Source organism: Bacteroides sp. MSK.20.12 (assembly GCF_019052435.1).
In the GTDB taxonomy this organism is placed as follows: domain Bacteria; phylum Bacteroidota; class Bacteroidia; order Bacteroidales; family Bacteroidaceae; genus Bacteroides; species Bacteroides xylanisolvens.
In genome coordinates, this window is record NZ_JAHQVH010000010.1 from 1 (window position 1) to 15,977 (window position 15,977).

The 15,977-nt window shown below is 42.7% G+C and carries 9 protein-coding genes; 7 read left to right on the forward strand and 2 right to left on the reverse strand.

The features are described from left to right. The first annotated feature begins 681 nt into the window (after nt 1–681). From KTR06_RS07515 to meaB, 3 genes are all read left to right on the forward strand, one after another. Nucleotides 682–6,426, forward strand: a complete 5,745-nt coding sequence (locus KTR06_RS07515; RefSeq protein WP_217290153.1) for an alpha-2-macroglobulin family protein — start codon at nt 682–684, stop codon at nt 6,424–6,426. A 225-nt stretch (nt 6,427–6,651) separates the two neighbouring features. Beyond that, nucleotides 6,652–7,719 (forward strand): DUF1573 domain-containing protein, encoded by a 1,068-nt coding sequence (locus tag KTR06_RS07520; RefSeq protein ID WP_004301426.1) that lies wholly within the window; start codon nt 6,652–6,654, stop codon nt 7,717–7,719. An 11-nt stretch (nt 7,720–7,730) separates the two neighbouring features. Continuing rightward, on the forward strand, nt 7,731–8,822 hold the full coding sequence (gene meaB, locus KTR06_RS07525) for a methylmalonyl Co-A mutase-associated GTPase MeaB (protein WP_217290154.1): 1,092 nt from the start codon (nt 7,731–7,733) through the stop codon (nt 8,820–8,822). Here the strand turns inward: meaB and KTR06_RS07530 are convergent. Then, the gene (locus tag KTR06_RS07530; protein WP_217290155.1) at nt 8,801–9,733 is read right to left on the reverse strand and encodes a DMT family transporter; all 933 of its coding nucleotides are present in this window, start codon (nt 9,731–9,733) and stop codon (nt 8,801–8,803) included. The two genes, meaB and KTR06_RS07530, sit on opposite strands and share 22 nt — an antisense overlap. A 122-nt stretch (nt 9,734–9,855) precedes the next feature. Here KTR06_RS07530 and KTR06_RS07535 point away from each other — a divergent pair, with 122 nt between their 5' ends. The 4 genes from KTR06_RS07535 to KTR06_RS07550 are packed head-to-tail and all read left to right on the forward strand — an operon-like array spanning nt 9,856 to nt 14,079. Then, entirely contained in the window at nt 9,856–10,719 is an 864-nt protein-coding gene (locus KTR06_RS07535; protein ID WP_004315636.1) for an AAA family ATPase, read from the forward strand. 22 nt (nt 10,720–10,741) lie between these two features. Further along, nucleotides 10,742–11,770 (forward strand): DUF4435 domain-containing protein, encoded by a 1,029-nt coding sequence (locus tag KTR06_RS07540; RefSeq protein ID WP_004315637.1) that lies wholly within the window; start codon nt 10,742–10,744, stop codon nt 11,768–11,770. Nucleotides 11,771–11,807: 37 nt separating this feature from the next. Beyond that, nucleotides 11,808–13,148, forward strand: a complete 1,341-nt coding sequence (locus tag KTR06_RS07545; RefSeq protein ID WP_008776530.1) for a mechanosensitive ion channel family protein — start codon at nt 11,808–11,810, stop codon at nt 13,146–13,148. A gap of 34 nt (nt 13,149–13,182) precedes the next feature. Then, on the forward strand, nt 13,183–14,079 hold the full coding sequence (locus tag KTR06_RS07550) for an AraC family transcriptional regulator (RefSeq protein ID WP_004315639.1): 897 nt from the start codon (nt 13,183–13,185) through the stop codon (nt 14,077–14,079). Between the two features lie 26 nt (nt 14,080–14,105). On the opposite strand, the gene KTR06_RS07555 is transcribed toward KTR06_RS07550, so the two are convergent. Then, nucleotides 14,106–15,671: an ATP-binding protein gene (locus KTR06_RS07555; protein WP_120067197.1), complete on the reverse strand. Its 1,566-nt coding sequence runs from the start codon at nt 15,669–15,671 to the stop codon at nt 14,106–14,108. Between the last annotated feature and the right edge of the window lie 306 nt (nt 15,672–15,977).

A 15,977-nucleotide genomic window follows, 5' to 3' on the forward strand; every position in this document is an offset into this window, starting at 1 on the left:
GTTAACTAACTTAGGTATAACAAACGAAGTTGTCAACTAAATCCAGTACAGTACAGTCTCTACGGGGAAACGACAGTATCCTTACGTAGAAACTGTCGTGTCCCGCCTTAGAAACTCTCGTTTCCTGCCGTGGAAACTGTAATTTCTAATGCCGGAAACGACAGTTCCCCGCCTGGAAACGGGAAGTCAATGTATACAATAAACTTTTGCCCTCCTAGAGAATTAGCTTATGTAAGGTTTATACTGTGTTGCAGATACTTTATCTGCAACCTATCTGCCACAGTATCTGCAACGCTCCAACTATTTGTCAACTAGTGTATTACACGCGTTTGGTTGCAGGTGGCAGATGTTTTTATGTTTTTTCAACTTTATAGAGGAAGGATTACGCATCAAAATTAGGATCACAAGCGTAAGTCATAAACCCAATTCACCTCTGTGCCCTCCGTGTCCTCTGTGGTGAAAACAGTGCAAAAATGAACTATTCAATTAAATAACAAACCGAATAATATTTTTTTATTCTAAAGTGAATCAGCTAATGAGCTAACGTCTATACGATACAGTATAAGGTTGGTAGCTTGATAAAAGTTTTTTTTAAGCTAAAAAGTACAAATCTTTAAACTTTATTTCTTTACTTTGTTATTTATAGAGTGAGACTTATAGCGAACTTAAACTAGAAAGATTATGAAAGTAAAGCAGATTTGTATGATGGTGCTACTATGGTTGGGAGTGATTCCGGCGGTGCAGGCACAGACTTTCGACAAATTATGGAAAGAAGTGGAGCAAGCAGAGAAAAAGAGCTTGCCTAAGACAGTGATAAAACTGACTGATGAGATTTATCAGAAAGGGGAAAAAGAGAAAAACTCTCCGCAGATGCTCAAAGCATACGCGTGGCGGATGAAATACCGGGAAATGTTGAATCCGGATAGTCTTTATGCCGGTCTGAAAGGACTGGAACAGTGGGTGAAACAAACCGACCAACCAATGGACCGTGCTATTTTGCATTCTCTGATAGCCGGAATTTATGCAAATTATGCTGCCAACAACCAGTGGCAACTTCGCCAACGGACGGAAATTGTAGGCCAAACGCCTTCCGCGGATATACGCGAGTGGACCGCCAATATGTTTGTAGAAAAAGTGCGGACAAATGTGAAAGAAGCCTTGGCTGACTCTGTGTTACTGCTCAAAACTTCTTCACGCGATTATATCCCTTTCGTAGAATTGGGGAAAACGAGTGAATATTATCACCATGACCTTTATCATTTATTGGCTTCCCGTGGCATTGATGCTCTGTTGCAAGTGGAAAAACTAGGTGGCGGGTACACTGAAACGAACGCCGTAAATCCGGTGAAGCAGGATATAATAGCTATTTACGGAAATATGCTTTCTGCTTATAAAGCAGCCGGATTGAAAGAAGGTTATGTGTTGACTGCACTTAACTATTTGGAATGGAGACGGGGAGCGGAACGATATATCCGCCCTCTCCAAGCAAAGGGAGCGGCTTCGATATTGACGGATGACACTTACTTGAAAGCATTGAATACATTGAAAAGTAAATATGCTTCGGAACCGATATGTGCTGAAGTGTACCTGGCACAAGCCCGTTATGCTATTGAAAAGCAACAGCAGGTTAATGCATTGCAACTTTGTGATGAGGCGATTCGTCTTTATCCGGGGTATGACAGAATCAATGCTCTGAAGAATCTTCGGGAAGAGATATTGGCTCCTTATTTGAATGTCTATGCAGCAGATCAGGCTTTCCCGAACGAAGAGATAGAACTAAGGGCCTCACATAAGAATCTGGATGGTTTTACCGTCCGGATTTATCAGGCGAAGAAACTGATAAAAGAACAACATTACTCTGTAATTCGTCCGGAAGATTACCGGACACAGGACACGGTGTTTACGTTCAAAGCTCCCGAACTTGGAGCTTACGTAATGCGTATCATACCGGATATTCGTGCAAAGAGAGACAGTGAAAGCAAGTTTGACGTAACACGTTTCAAGGTGTTGACTTGTCGTCTGCCGGAAAAACAATATCAAGTGGTGACGTTGGACGGACAGACGGGACATCCTATTTCGAATGCGAAAGTTACGATGTATAGTAACGATGAAAAAGTTTTGCAAGAGTTTACGACGGACAAAGATGGTAAGGTGGTATTTCCCTGGAAATCTGAATACCGCTATTTGAAAGCCTCCAAGGGTACGGATACAGCGATGCCGAAGCAAGGTATCTATGCAGGAAGTTACGGATATTACGGTGACGAAGATAAAGTGGCGGAAAATATGACTTTATTGACTGACCGTTCTTTGTATCGTCCCGGACAGACGGTGTATGTGAAAGGAATTGCCTATTCTCAAAAATCAGATACGGCGGATGTGCTTCCGAACAAGGAATATATGGTTACTTTATTGGATGCAAATAATCAGGAAGTAGGGCAGAAGTCGGTACGCACCAATGAGTTCGGCTCGTTTGCCACTGATTTCGCGTTGCCTTCAGCTTGCCTGAACGGAATGTTCTCGTTGAAGGCAGGAAGAGGTCGTACAAGTATCCGCGTGGAAGATTATAAACGTCCGACATTTGACATCACTTTTGAAAAGCAACAGGGAAGTTACAAGTTGGGAGATGAAGTGCAGGTGAAAGGCAAGATAGCATCTTATAGCGGTGTATTGCTTCAGGATCTTCCGGTAAAATATAAGGTGATGCGTTCTACATACAGCCTTTGGCGCTTTGCGGAATCGGTACAGATTGCTTCCGGTGAAGTGACTGCCAATGAGAACGGAGAATTTACGATACCGGTCCGCCTGCAGGAAAGTGACTCTTATAAGAATGATGATAAAGTATATTATCGCTATTCCATTGAAGCTACTGTTACCAATGTGGCGGGTGAAACACAATCTTCTACGGATGTCATTTCGGCCGGAAACCGTTCGTTGGTTTTGCAGGTGGAATTGCATGATAAGACTTGTAAGGATAAACCATTCGACACGATGTTTAACGTGCAGAACCTAAATGGACAACCTGTGGAAGTGAAAGGAAATTATTACTTATATCCTGCCAAAGACCAGGATTTCAAACAACTGGAAGAGAAACCGGTTTTAACGGGAACGTTTACTTCTAACGAAGAAATAACGCTCGATTGGAAGAATCTTCCTTCGGGCCCTTATGTACTGAAAGCATCGGTGAAAGATAATCAGGGCAAGGAAGTGACTACTGATACTAACACGATTCTTTTCTCCATTGAGGACAAACGTCCGCCTGTAGAAACGACGGTTTGGTTCTATGGAGAAAATATGGAATTTGATGCGACTCATCCGGCTGTATTCTGCTTCGGCACGTCGAAAAAGGATGCTTATGTGATGATGAATGTATTCTCCGGTGATAAACTGCTGGAAAGTAAGACGTTGAACTTGTCTGATACGATTGTTCGCTTCGAATATCCATATCAGGAGAGTTATGGTGACGGTGTGTTTGTGAATTTCTGTATGGTAAGAGATGGACAGGTTTATCAGGAACATGCCCGGCTGACCAGACGTGTGCCGGATAAGAAACTGACTATGAAGTGGGAAGTGTTCCGCGATAAGTTGCGTCCCGGACAGAAGGAAGAATGGAAACTGACGATTAAAACGCCACAAGGACAAGCCGCTAATGCGGAGATGCTGGCAACGATGTATGATGCTTCACTGGATAAGATATGGAACCGTCAGCAGAATTTCCAAATCTTCTATAGTCAGATTGTTCCGTATTCTAATTGGATGAGCGGATATTCAGGAAATAATTCATTTAATTACTGGTGGAATACGAAAAGCCTTAAAGTGCCGGGATTGGCGTATGATTATTTCGTGATGTCTTCCGGTGTAGGAAATGTATATGCATTGTCGGAGTCTTTGGCTGATGGAGTGGTGGTTAGAGGTCTGGCGGTTCAGAGAAAGGTGTCGATGACAGGAAGTGTTACAAGCCGGAGCAATGCGGTGGAAGTGAAATATGTACCGGCTTTAGTCTCCGATGCTTCTGAAGATGTGGAATTTGAGTCAGGATGGGGCCAAACGGGAACACTTGGTAAACTTGATGAAACGTCCGGAAACGAAACACTCCCTGAAGCTCCTGCCGACCTGCGTACGAATCTTGCAGAAACGGCCTTCTTCTACCCGCAACTTCGTACCAATGAACAGGGAGAAATCTCATTCTCTTTCACGATGCCCGAAAGTCTGACACGTTGGAACTTCCGTGGATATTCTCATACGAAAGGGATGCTGATGGGAACATTGGATGGTGAAGCTACCACGAGTAAGGAATTTATGCTGACTCCTAATCTTCCCCGCTTTGTACGTGTGGGAGATAAGACTTCTCTTGCAGCTTCTATCTCTAATATGACTGGTAAGCCGCAAGCTGGAACAGTAACTCTGATTCTTTTCGATCCGATGACGGAGAAAGTAATCAGTACACAAAAACAGAAATTCAGCCTTGTTGCCGGAAAGACGATTGGCGTGAGCTTCCAGTTTACCGTCAGTGATAAATACGAAATATTGGGATGCCGGATGATAGCCGACAGCGGTACTTTCAGCGATGGAGAACAACAGTTGCTTCCGGTGCTTAGCAATAAAGAACATTTGGTAGAGACACTTCCAATGCCTGTACGTGGAGAAGAAACCCGTACTTTCTCACTCGACCGCCTGTTCAACCAACAAAGTAAAACGGCAACCGACCGTAAACTGACTGTCGAGTTTACAGGAAATCCGGCCTGGTATGCTATTCAGGCATTGCCTTCTTTGAGTCTTCCTACAAGCAATAATGCGATCTCCTGGGCTACAGCATATTATGCAAATACCTTGGCTTCGTTCATTATGAACAGTCAGCCGAAGATCAAAGCAGTGTTTGAAAGTTGGAAATTACAGGGAGGTACGAAAGAAACCTTCTTGAGCAATCTGCAAAAGAATCAGGAAGTGAAGAACATCATTCTGTCCGAATCTCCTTGGGTGCTCGAAGCGCAAACGGAAGAGCAACAGAAAGAACGTATCGCCACTTTGTTTGACTTGAACAATATCCGTAGTAATAATATCGCGGCTTTGACCCGATTGCAGGAGTTGCAGAACGCAAACGGTGCATGGTCTTGGTATAAAGGAATGACCGGCAGCCGATATGTTACTGCCTATATCGCCGAACTGAATGCCCGTCTGGCTATGTTGACAGGTGAGAAATTAACAGGTACAGCTCTCTCTTTGCAACAAAATGCTTTCACTTACCTTCATCAATCAGCTTTAGACGAATATAAGGAAATCTTGAAAGCACAGAAAGAAGGAGTGAAATTTACCGGTGTTTCGGGCAGTATTCTGCAATATTTGTATCTCATCGCTATTTCCGGAGAACAGGTGCCTGCTGCCAATAAAGCTGCTTATACCTATTATCTTTCTAAGGTAGGAGAACTGCTTACTTCTCCTTCAATGGATACGAAAGCGATTGCCGCTATTGTACTGGATAAAGCCGGACGCAAGAAAGAAGCACAGGAGTTTGTCGCTTCTCTGAAAGAATTCCTGACCAAGACGGATGAACAGGGAATGTTCTTTGCCTTCAACGAGAATCCGTATACATGGGGCGGAATGCAGATGCAGGCTCACGTAGATGTGATGGAAGCATTGGAGGCGATAGGCGGTAACAGCGATACCGTGGAAGAAATGAAACTTTGGCTGTTGAAACAAAAGCAAACGCAACAATGGAACTCTCCGGTAGCTACTGCCGACGCGGTATTTGCGTTGCTGATGAAAGGTGTTAATTTGCTCGACAATCAGGGAGATGTACGGATTGTAATTGCTAATGAAGTGCTGGAAACGGTTGCTCCGAGTAAAACAACTGTTCCCGGATTGGGATATATCAAACGTTCTTTCACACAGAAGAGCGTGGTGGATGCCCGTAAGATTGAAGTGGAAAAGAGAAATCCGGGTATCGCCTGGGGAGCTGTATATGCAGAATTTGAATCCCCCATCAGTGATGTGAAACAACAGGGTGGTGAGTTGAATGTAAAGAAACAATTGTATGTGGAACGTATGGTAAATAATGTCCCTCAATTGCAGCCTATAACAGTGAAAACTGTTCTTCAGATAGGTGATAAAGTCGTTTCCCGTTTGAGCATCCGTGTAGACCGTCCGATGGACTTTGTGCAGTTGAAAGATCAGCGGGGAGCTTGCTTCGAACCGATCGGCAGCATTTCCGGTTATCGTTGGAACAACGGACTGGGCTATTACGTAGACATCAAAGATGCATCGACCAATTTCTTCTTCGATCATTTAGGAAAAGGAGTATATGTATTGGAATATAGTTACCGTGTCAGCCGTGCAGGAACTTACGAAACAGGTCTGGCAACCATGCAATGTGCATACGCACCAGAATATGCTTCACATTCTGCTTCGATGACGGTAGCTGTTAAAGAGTAACGCAGGACATTTGTAAGAGAAATATTCAGGCACGCATTATGCCGATTTTACGGTTCATTAGATAAACTGAAACCGTAAAATAGGCGTAATCCGTGCCTGAATCTATTTGATACCTCTTGATGGGGAGAATTATCCTCTTTCGTCAATCTGTGTTAATCTGTGTAATCTGTGGTGAAAAACTCATCTAAAACCCCTACATTTGTGCACCAAAATAAAAAATATCGCATGAAACGTAGTTTACTATCTATATTATCTTTACTTACTGTCGCTTTGGCAGCCGTTGCCCAACCTCGTATCTCTTCAAATAAAGAGACACATAACTTCGGACAAATTGAGTGGAAACGTCCGGTGACAGTGGAATATACCATCACTAACACGGGAAACCAGCCATTGGTACTGACCAACGTCACAACCTCTTGTGCTTGTGCCGTGGCCGATTGGACCAAAGAACCGATTGCCCCGGGAGGAAAAGGAGTAGTAAAAGCTTCTTTTGACGCAAAAGCGTTAGGACATTTTGAAAAGTCGATAGGAATATATAGCAATGCCAGTCCGAGCTTGGTCTATCTGAAGTTTACCGGTGAAGTCGTGCAGGAAATAAAAGATTATACAAAGCTACTTCCTTATACAATCGGAAATATTCGTTTGGATCGTGATGAGTTTGCTTTCCCCGATGTCTATCGCGGACAGCAGCCTTCATTGACCTTTGATATCGCCAATCTTTCGGATCGTCCTTACGAACCGGTATTGATGCATCTGCCTCCTTATCTGAAAATGGAAGCGGAACCCAAAGTCTTGTTGAAAGGCAAGAAGGGAACTATCAAACTGACGCTGGATGCGAGCCAGCTAAAAGATTACGGATTGACACAGACTTCTGTCTACCTTTCCCGTTTCTCCGGTGATAAGGTGAGCGAAGATAATGAAATACCGGTTTCGGCCATTCTTCTTCCCGACTTCTCTCGTATGACGGAAAAAGATTCTTTGAACGCTCCTGCCATGCACATTTCGGAAACGGATATTGATCTTAGTATCCCGTTGATAAAGAAGAATAAGGTAAGCCATGATATATTGATAGCCAATTCCGGAAAGACTCCGTTAGTCATCAGTAAGTTGCAGGTATTCAATTCGTCGGTAGGAGTGAGCCTGAAGAAGACGGTCCTTCCTCCGGATGGAATGACGAAGCTCAAAGTAACTATTCGTAAGCGTGACGTAGGTAATAAGAAGCATCATTTACGTATCCTGATGATAACAAATGATCCGTTACGCCCGAAAGTTGAAATCAATATCAAACGCTAAATCCTATGATTATGGAACATCCTGAAAATAGTGAAGAATATAAGGGGCTTGTTGTCAATAAAGGCATTGAGCAACCCTCATCTGTGAATCCCTACTTAAAGCGGAAACCTAAGAAACGCCAACTTTCAGTAGCAGAGTTTGTAGAAGGTATCGTAAAAGGTGATGTCACCATATTGAGTCAGGCTGTGACATTGGTTGAAAGCGTAAAGCCTGAACATCAGGTTGTCTCACAGGAAATCATTGAGAAGTGTCTGCCATTTTCCGGTAATTCGATCCGGATTGGTATCAGCGGCGTTCCCGGTGCGGGAAAGAGTACATCCATAGATGTATTCGGTCTGCACGTGCTCGAAAAGGGGGGCAAACTGGCGGTATTGGCCATCGACCCTAGTAGTGAACGCAGTAAAGGCAGTATCTTAGGGGATAAAACGCGTATGGAGCAGCTTTCCGTACATCCTAAATCGTTTATCCGCCCTAGTCCGTCAGCTGGTTCTTTGGGAGGAGTGGCACGCAAAACACGTGAGACGATTATTCTTTGTGAAGCTGCCGGATTCGATAAGATTTTTGTGGAGACCGTAGGAGTGGGACAGAGCGAAACGGCTGTTCACTCGATGGTTGATTTCTTCCTGTTGATTCAGTTGTCCGGTACGGGCGATGAACTGCAAGGAATTAAGCGTGGTATTATGGAGATGGCGGATGGTATCGTTATCAATAAGGCCGATGGAGATAATCTGGAACGTGCCAAGTTGGCTGCCACTCAATTCCGTAATGCATTACATCTGTTTCCTGCGCCTGAATCCGGATGGATTCCCAAAGTATTGACTTACTCCGGTTTTTATAACCTGGGAGTGAAGGAAGTCTGGGACATGATTTACGAATACATTGACTTCGTGAAAGAAAACGGCTATTTTGAATATCGCCGCAACGAACAAAGTAAATACTGGATGTATGAAAGCATCAATGAACAACTTCGTGACAGCTTTTATCATAATCCGAAGATTGAAGCGATGCTCTTAGAAAAAGAACAGCAGGTATTGAAAGGCAACCTGACTTCGTTTATAGCTGCAAGAAGTCTGCTCGATACTTATTTTGAGGATTTGAAATGAGGCTTTTCTGCTTTTTCAAGATCAGCTCTTGATTTACTTTGAGTCACAATATATACTCCCAGGAATACGAGCGCGATAGCGATTCCTTTCTCCCAGCCGAAACTTCCGATACCCATCGCGATTGCCGCAATCGTAGCCACGATCGGTTGCATATAATTGTACATACTGACTACCGTAGGACGGAGCAGCCTCTGTGCAGTCATAATGCAGAGATACGCGAGGAAGCTACCTCCTAATACGACATAAAGTACCTGTAGAATGGCGACAGTGGAAACAGAAGTCCATTGAATCGTAGAAATATCATAATAGGAGAACGGAATGTAACACATTGAAGCATATATGAACATCCATTTATTAATCGTTACTGCCGAATATCGTTGAGACAATCCTTTGAATACAGTCAGGTATATGGAAAAACTGATTTGCGCAACGAGACAAAGCAAGTCGCCAATCAGGCTTCCATTTCCGTTGCTTCCTGCCTGGCTACTCATAATGAGAATGAGCGCTCCCATAGCACCTATAAAAATTCCCAGTACTTTCTTATTGGTAATAGGTTCTTTCAAGTAAATGGCCGCTACAACCATTGTTACAATCGGTAGAGTAGTAGTTACGATAGAAGCATCAATAGGAGAAGTCATAGAAAGCCCGAAGATGAACACTCCTTGATTGAATACTAGCGCAAACAGTGAAGCAAAGAAGATTTTCAGCATATCTTGATGATTCACATGTTCCTGTTTGCAAAATATAGAAAGGATCCAGAAAGCGGCTGCTGCCCCCACCATGCGGAATGTAGTGACAGAAATTGGAGAAAACTCTTGAAGAGCCGACTTACCGATGGGAGACATTAATCCCCACATAACGTTTGCTGTAAGCGCAAACAAATGACCATACAGGTTCTTACTTTTGTCCATGTTGATACTATTTATTTTACCATATCTCTGATATCATTAACAATCAAATAGAGAAAACGGTTGCAAAGGTAGTCTTTTATCGTATGATTTGTTTATATTTGCCTTGATTAAACTTGAATATTATGGAACAACAAGCCAATTATATCCGTCGTATCGAGATACACGGACTATGGGAACGCTTTAATATAGGATGGGATTTGCGTCCCGATGTGAACATCCTCTCCGGCATCAACGGAGTGGGGAAGACTACCATTCTGAACCGTTCGGTGGGATACCTCGAAGAACTTTCCGGTGAAATGAAAAGTGACGAGAAGAACGGAGTGCGTCTCTTTTTCGACAATCCCCAGGCAACCTATATTCCTTATGACGTCATCCGAAGCTACGACCGTCCCCTGATTATGGGTGACTTCACAGCCCGCATGGCCGACAAGAATGTAAAGTCTGAACTGGACTGGCAACTCTATCTCTTGCAACGCCGTTACCTCGATTATCAGGTCAACATTGGTAATAAGATGATTGAAATGCTTTCCAGCACTGATGAAGAAGAGCGTCGTAAAGCAGCTACATTATCTGTAGCCAAACGTCGTTTTCAGGATATGATTGACGAACTGTTCAGCTATACACGCAAAAAGATAGACCGGAAACGGAACGATATCGCTTTCTATCAGGATGGCGAACTATTATTCCCTTATAAACTGTCGTCCGGTGAAAAGCAAATGCTGGTTATCCTGCTGACCGTACTCGTGCAGGACAACAGCCATTGTGTATTGTTTATGGATGAGCCGGAAGCCTCCCTTCATATAGAATGGCAGCAGAAACTGATTGCTATGATACGTGAACTGAATCCGAATGTGCAGATTATCCTGACTACCCATTCGCCTGCCGTCATTATGGAAGGCTGGCTGGATGCCGTGACAGAAGTAAGTGATATATCTACCACCGTAGGGCACAAGCTCGACAAGGATTCTCCCAACTGTAATTTGTAATTCGTAACCTGTAATTGAACAAATGGCAACTTCACTACGAGATAATCTGACTTCTTCTTATTTCAATGCCGCCCATAAGCTTTATCCGAAGAAAGCCCGCCGACGTATCATCGCTTACGTAGAAAGCTATGACGACATCGCTTTCTGGCGCACATTGCTTGAAGAGTTTGAAGACGACGAACACTATTTCCAAGTGATGCTTCCTTCGGCCACCTCCCTGGCAAAAGGAAAAAAGATGGTACTCATGAACACGCTGAATACAGCCGAATTGGGGAGAAGTCTGATTGCCTGTGTGGACAGTGACTATGATTTCCTGTTGCAGGGAGCTACCAATACTTCCCGTAAAATCAATCGGAACAGGTATATTTTTCAGACTTATACCTATGCTATTGAAAACTATCATTGTTTTGCCGAAAGCCTTCACGAAGTATGTGTGCAGGCTACGTTGAATGACCGTTCCATTTTAGATTTCAACTTCTACCTGAAGAAGTACTCTGAAATAGTATATCCGCTTTTCCTCTGGAACGTATGGTTCTATCGCCAACGGGATACTTACACTTTCCCCATGTACGATTTCCATACTTATACTTCTTTGCGCGAGATTAATCTCCGGCATCCGGAAAAGAGCTTGGAATCCCTTCAACAACGGGTTAATCAGAAGTTGGCAGAGTTGAAAAGGAAATTCCCCCATAACATTAATCAGGTGAATGGATTGCGGACTGAATTTAAAGAGCTGGGCTTGGTGCCGGAAACTACTTACTTGTATATGCAGGGACACCATGTGATGGATAATGTGGTAATGAAACTACTGATTCCGGTCTGCACCGTATTGCGTCGTGAACGGGAACAGGAAATCAAGCGACTGGCCGAACACAATGAGCAATTCAGAAACGAACTGACTTGTTATCAGAACAGCCAGGTGAATGTAGAAATCATGCTCAAGAAGAATGTAGCCTACAAAAGACTCTTCCATTATGATTGGCTACGGCAGGATATCAGTGAATATTTGGAAGAAGGAAAGAATAAAGAAGAAAAGAAACAGAGATCATAAATAAAAGAAAAACTAAAAAAGAGAGAGACGATTGCTTATGAAAGAAGTAAAAGAAGTGGTTGATACAGTGAGTGTGGCATTAGCAAACGGGCAACCGGAAGAAGCAGGTAATGTAGTGATGCAAGAGGTGAATCATGCTTTGCTCTCGATGGGAGTGGATGAAGCTATGGCTGATAAGATTGATAACTTTATCATCTTATTGTTTATTATTGGAATAGCATTATTGGCTAATCTGATTTGCCGCAAGATTATTCTGCGTACCGTGGCTAAATTGGTGAGACAGACAAAAGCTACTTGGGATGATATTGTATTTAATGATAAAGTAATGGTGAACATCAGCAGGATGGTGGCGCCTATATTGATTTATATATCTATTCCTATTGCCTTCCCCGAACATGCAGACTCTGCTTTGCTTGATTTTCTTCGAAGACTTTGCATGATTTATATCCTTGCAGTCTTTCTTCGCTTCGTCAGTGCTTTGTTCACGGCTGTGTATCTGGTATATAGCGCGCGTGAACAATATAAAGACAAACCTTTGAAGGGGCTTTTGCAGACAGCGCAAGTCATTCTCTTCTTTATAGGAGCTATCATCATTATCAGTATTCTGATAAAGCAAAGTCCGGTAGTGTTGCTGACCGGATTGGGAGCTTCCGCTGCGGTTCTGATGTTGGTTTTCAAGGACAGTATCATGGGATTTGTCTCCGGCATTCAGCTTTCCGCCAATAATATGCTGAAGGTGGGCGATTGGATCACGATGCCGAAATACGGTGCGGACGGTACGGTGATAGAAGTAACATTGAATACCGTAAAAATACGTAACTTCGATAATACCATCACCACCATTCCTCCTTATCTATTGATTAGTGATTCTTTCCAAAACTGGCAGGGAATGCAGGAATCCGGCGGACGTCGTGTGAAACGTTCCATCAATATAGACATGACCAGTGTGCATTTCTGTACACCGGAGATGTTGGCAAAATACCGGAAGATACAACTGTTGAAAGACTATGTGGATGAAACGGAAAAGGTAGTGGAAGAATATAATAAGGAACATCATATCGACAACTCTGTGTTAGTGAATGGACGTCGGCAAACAAACTTGGGAGTTTTCCGGGCCTATCTGACTAACTATCTGAAGAGTCTGCCTACCGTCAACCAAGACCTGACCTGTATGGTACGTCAGCTTCAGCCTACTGAAACCGGTATCCCATTGGAACTTTATTTTTTTTCTGCCAATAAAGTATGGGTTGCCTACGAAGGCATACAGGCAGATGTTTTCGATCATGTGCTTGCCATTATTCCCGAATTCGACTTGCGTGTCTTCCAAAACCCGTCGGGGGCAGACCTGCATCGGATAGGGGTAAAGATAGAAAACTAATCAAACGATAAAACGCTTATAAATTGTAATTACTATGACTACACCGTTATCCAACCAGATTATCCGTGAAATCACTCCTTTGTCAGATAAGGATTGCTTTTACATTGCGGAACGTTATAAAACGGAATTCACTTATCCTATACACAACCACTCCGAGTTTGAATTGAACTTCACCGAAAAGGCTGCCGGAGTAAGGCGGATTGTAGGAGACTCTTCCGAAGTGATAGGTGATTATGATTTGGTATTGATAACAGGAAAAGATTTGGAACACGTCTGGGAACAGAACGACTGCCATTCGAAAGAGATACGGGAGATTACGATTCAGTTTTCTTCCGATCTTTTCTTCAAGAGCTTTATCAATAAGAATCAGTTCGACTCTATCCGCCGGATGCTGGATAAAGCACAAAAAGGGCTTTGTTTCCCGATGTCTGCCATACTCAAAATATATCCGTTGCTGGATACGCTTGCTTCCGAGAAGCAAGGATTTTATGCGGTCATTAAGTTTATGACGATCCTGTATGAACTTTCTCTCTTTGAAGAAGAAGCGCGTACCTTGTCCAGTTCGTCTTTTGCCAAGATAGATATTCATTCGGACAGCCGGCGTGTGCAGAAAGTGCAGGAGTACATCAATACACATTATCAGGAAGAAATACGTCTGGGGCAGTTGGCTGATATGGTTGGGATGACGGATGTGTCATTCAGCCGCTTTTTCAAACTGCGTACAGGCAAGAATCTTTCCGATTATATCATTGATATTCGGCTGGGCTTTGCTTCCCGGTTGCTGGTAGATTCTACGATGTCTATCGCCGAGATTTGTTATGAGTGCGGTTTTAATAACCTTTCCAATTTCAACCGGATCTTCAAGAAGAAAAAGAGTTGTTCGCCTAAAGAGTTTCGCGAGAACTACCGGAAGAAAAAGAAATTGATTTAGCGCATTCTCTTTTATGAACTCGGTGATTAACTCCCGAGTTCTATCTTCCACTCACCAATCGTTCGTGTGGCACTGTCAAAGTTTACACCTACTTTAACTATTTTCCTGTGATCCGCCTGATACGGAATAGCATACTTTTTGCTGTTAATCTGCGTTAATGCTTCTTCGGGTGTACCATCTACTTTAAATTCAAAAACATAGATGGTATCTTGAAGTTTCACAACCGCGTCTGCTCTTCCAATGGCTGTATCCACTTCCACATCTATATACTGTCCCATCAGCCGGAAAAACAGATAAAAGATAGTTTGGTAATGTTTCTCTTCCTTGTTGTTCAGTTTATTCGGGATAGACGCAAAGAAAGATTTCAGTCTTTCCAGACATTCTTCTAAATGACCGATACGCAAGTCTTTAATAAAGGACACTACATAAAATGTATTCTCTCGTGCAGGCAGATGCACATAAGCGGGCATTAGCGATTCGATAAATCCTTTTCTTACTTCTTTGTTGGGATAAGCCAGTGTATACAGTTGGAAATCCGGATCATATTCCTTAATTGTGAGATAACCGCTTTGGTAGAGCACCGGAAGAGGATCGGTGATTCTATTGCTGGGCGCATCAAACTGTTCGGCGGTGGCGGTCGTGTTATCCAGTTCCCGGATATCAAAATTGCTTTCTTGCAGAATATCTATCAGGAAAGTGGGAGTACCGGTCGAAAACCAAAAATTGGCATACTTCTTCTGTGCGAATGCATTGAACAAACTGAATGGATTATAAATATCTTCACTGTTCTCACTGAAATGATAGCCGTCATATTGTTGTTTCAAATGTACACAGGCTTCCTCGTATGTTTCTTTGTTGGCTTGCGCCATTTGTTCAATATCAATTTGTAGCTGCGTGCGCAACTCTTGTTCGGTGATGCCGCAGATGGCACTGTAATCATCCCTCATGCTGATATTCTGCAAGTTATTCAACTCGCTGAAGATACTCATTTGGCTGAATTTGCTGATACCTGTCAATAATAAGAAGCGAAGATACTGTCCCTGGGCTTTCAGTGGACTAAAGAAATCCCGCATGATATTACGTATTTCCTTTTGAACTTCATCATTATGATTGCTGTCCAGCATTGGTGAGTCATACTCATCTATTAATACCACCACCTGTTTACCCGTCTGTTTGTAAGCACGACGAATAATTCCTTCAAAACGTAAACTGAAAGTCGTTTCTCCTTCTTCCCGTTGATAAATTTTCTCCCATAAAAGCAATTGGCGGTTAATAACGGCTGACAGCATATCAGCGGTTATATATTTACTCACACTAAAATCAAAGTGTAGTACCGGGTAGACCGTCCAATCCTTTTCCAGAGTCTCCATAGCCAAGCCTTGAAACAGTTCTTTTTTTCCCAGGAAATAAGCTTCTAGTGTAGAAACCAGCAAACTTTTCCCAAAGCGTCGGGGACGACTTAGAAAATAGACTTTATTTGTATGAGTCAAACGATAAATCAATTCTGTTTTATCAACATAGACACAATCATTATTGCGTAAATCTTCAAAGTTCTGTATTCCTATCGGATATCTTCTGAAATTCTCTTCCATGACGCATATCTGTTTTTAGCGTGAAACATTCACAAAGATAATGATATTTAGTTTCAAGTCAATTATGCCTGTTCTTTTTTTAAGAAAGTCCAACGTTGGATATATACTTAGTGGGAAAGGAGCTATCGGTGTTTCTTTGCGTAATGCATTGAAAAGCGATGAAACATATCTTTGACGACAAACGGGTGGAAATACACTATCAGCCAAAATTTTCACCTTCTCACAACTGTCAGCCGATTAATTTTATGCATAATGAGAGATAAAAGAGTGAAGTTCCGGTCTTAAATTTGCTTATAAACAAGTTAA

Bases quoted from the DNA above. Each gene is read 5' to 3' on its own strand.
- KTR06_RS07520 (WP_004301426.1), top strand. From the start codon at position 6,652: ATGAAACGTAGTTTACTATCTATATTATCTTTACTTACTGTCGCTTTG.
- KTR06_RS07530 (WP_217290155.1), bottom strand. From the start codon at position 9,733: ATGGACAAAAGTAAGAACCTGTATGGTCATTTGTTTGCGCTTACAGCA.
- KTR06_RS07555 (WP_120067197.1), bottom strand. From the start codon at position 15,671: ATGGAAGAGAATTTCAGAAGATATCCGATAGGAATACAGAACTTTGAA.
- KTR06_RS07535 (WP_004315636.1), top strand. From the start codon at position 9,856: ATGGAACAACAAGCCAATTATATCCGTCGTATCGAGATACACGGACTA.
- KTR06_RS07540 (WP_004315637.1), top strand. From the start codon at position 10,742: ATGGCAACTTCACTACGAGATAATCTGACTTCTTCTTATTTCAATGCC.
- meaB (WP_217290154.1), top strand. From the start codon at position 7,731: ATGGAACATCCTGAAAATAGTGAAGAATATAAGGGGCTTGTTGTCAAT.
- KTR06_RS07515 (WP_217290153.1), top strand. From the start codon at position 682: ATGAAAGTAAAGCAGATTTGTATGATGGTGCTACTATGGTTGGGAGTG.
- KTR06_RS07545 (WP_008776530.1), top strand. From the start codon at position 11,808: ATGAAAGAAGTAAAAGAAGTGGTTGATACAGTGAGTGTGGCATTAGCA.
- KTR06_RS07550 (WP_004315639.1), top strand. From the start codon at position 13,183: ATGACTACACCGTTATCCAACCAGATTATCCGTGAAATCACTCCTTTG.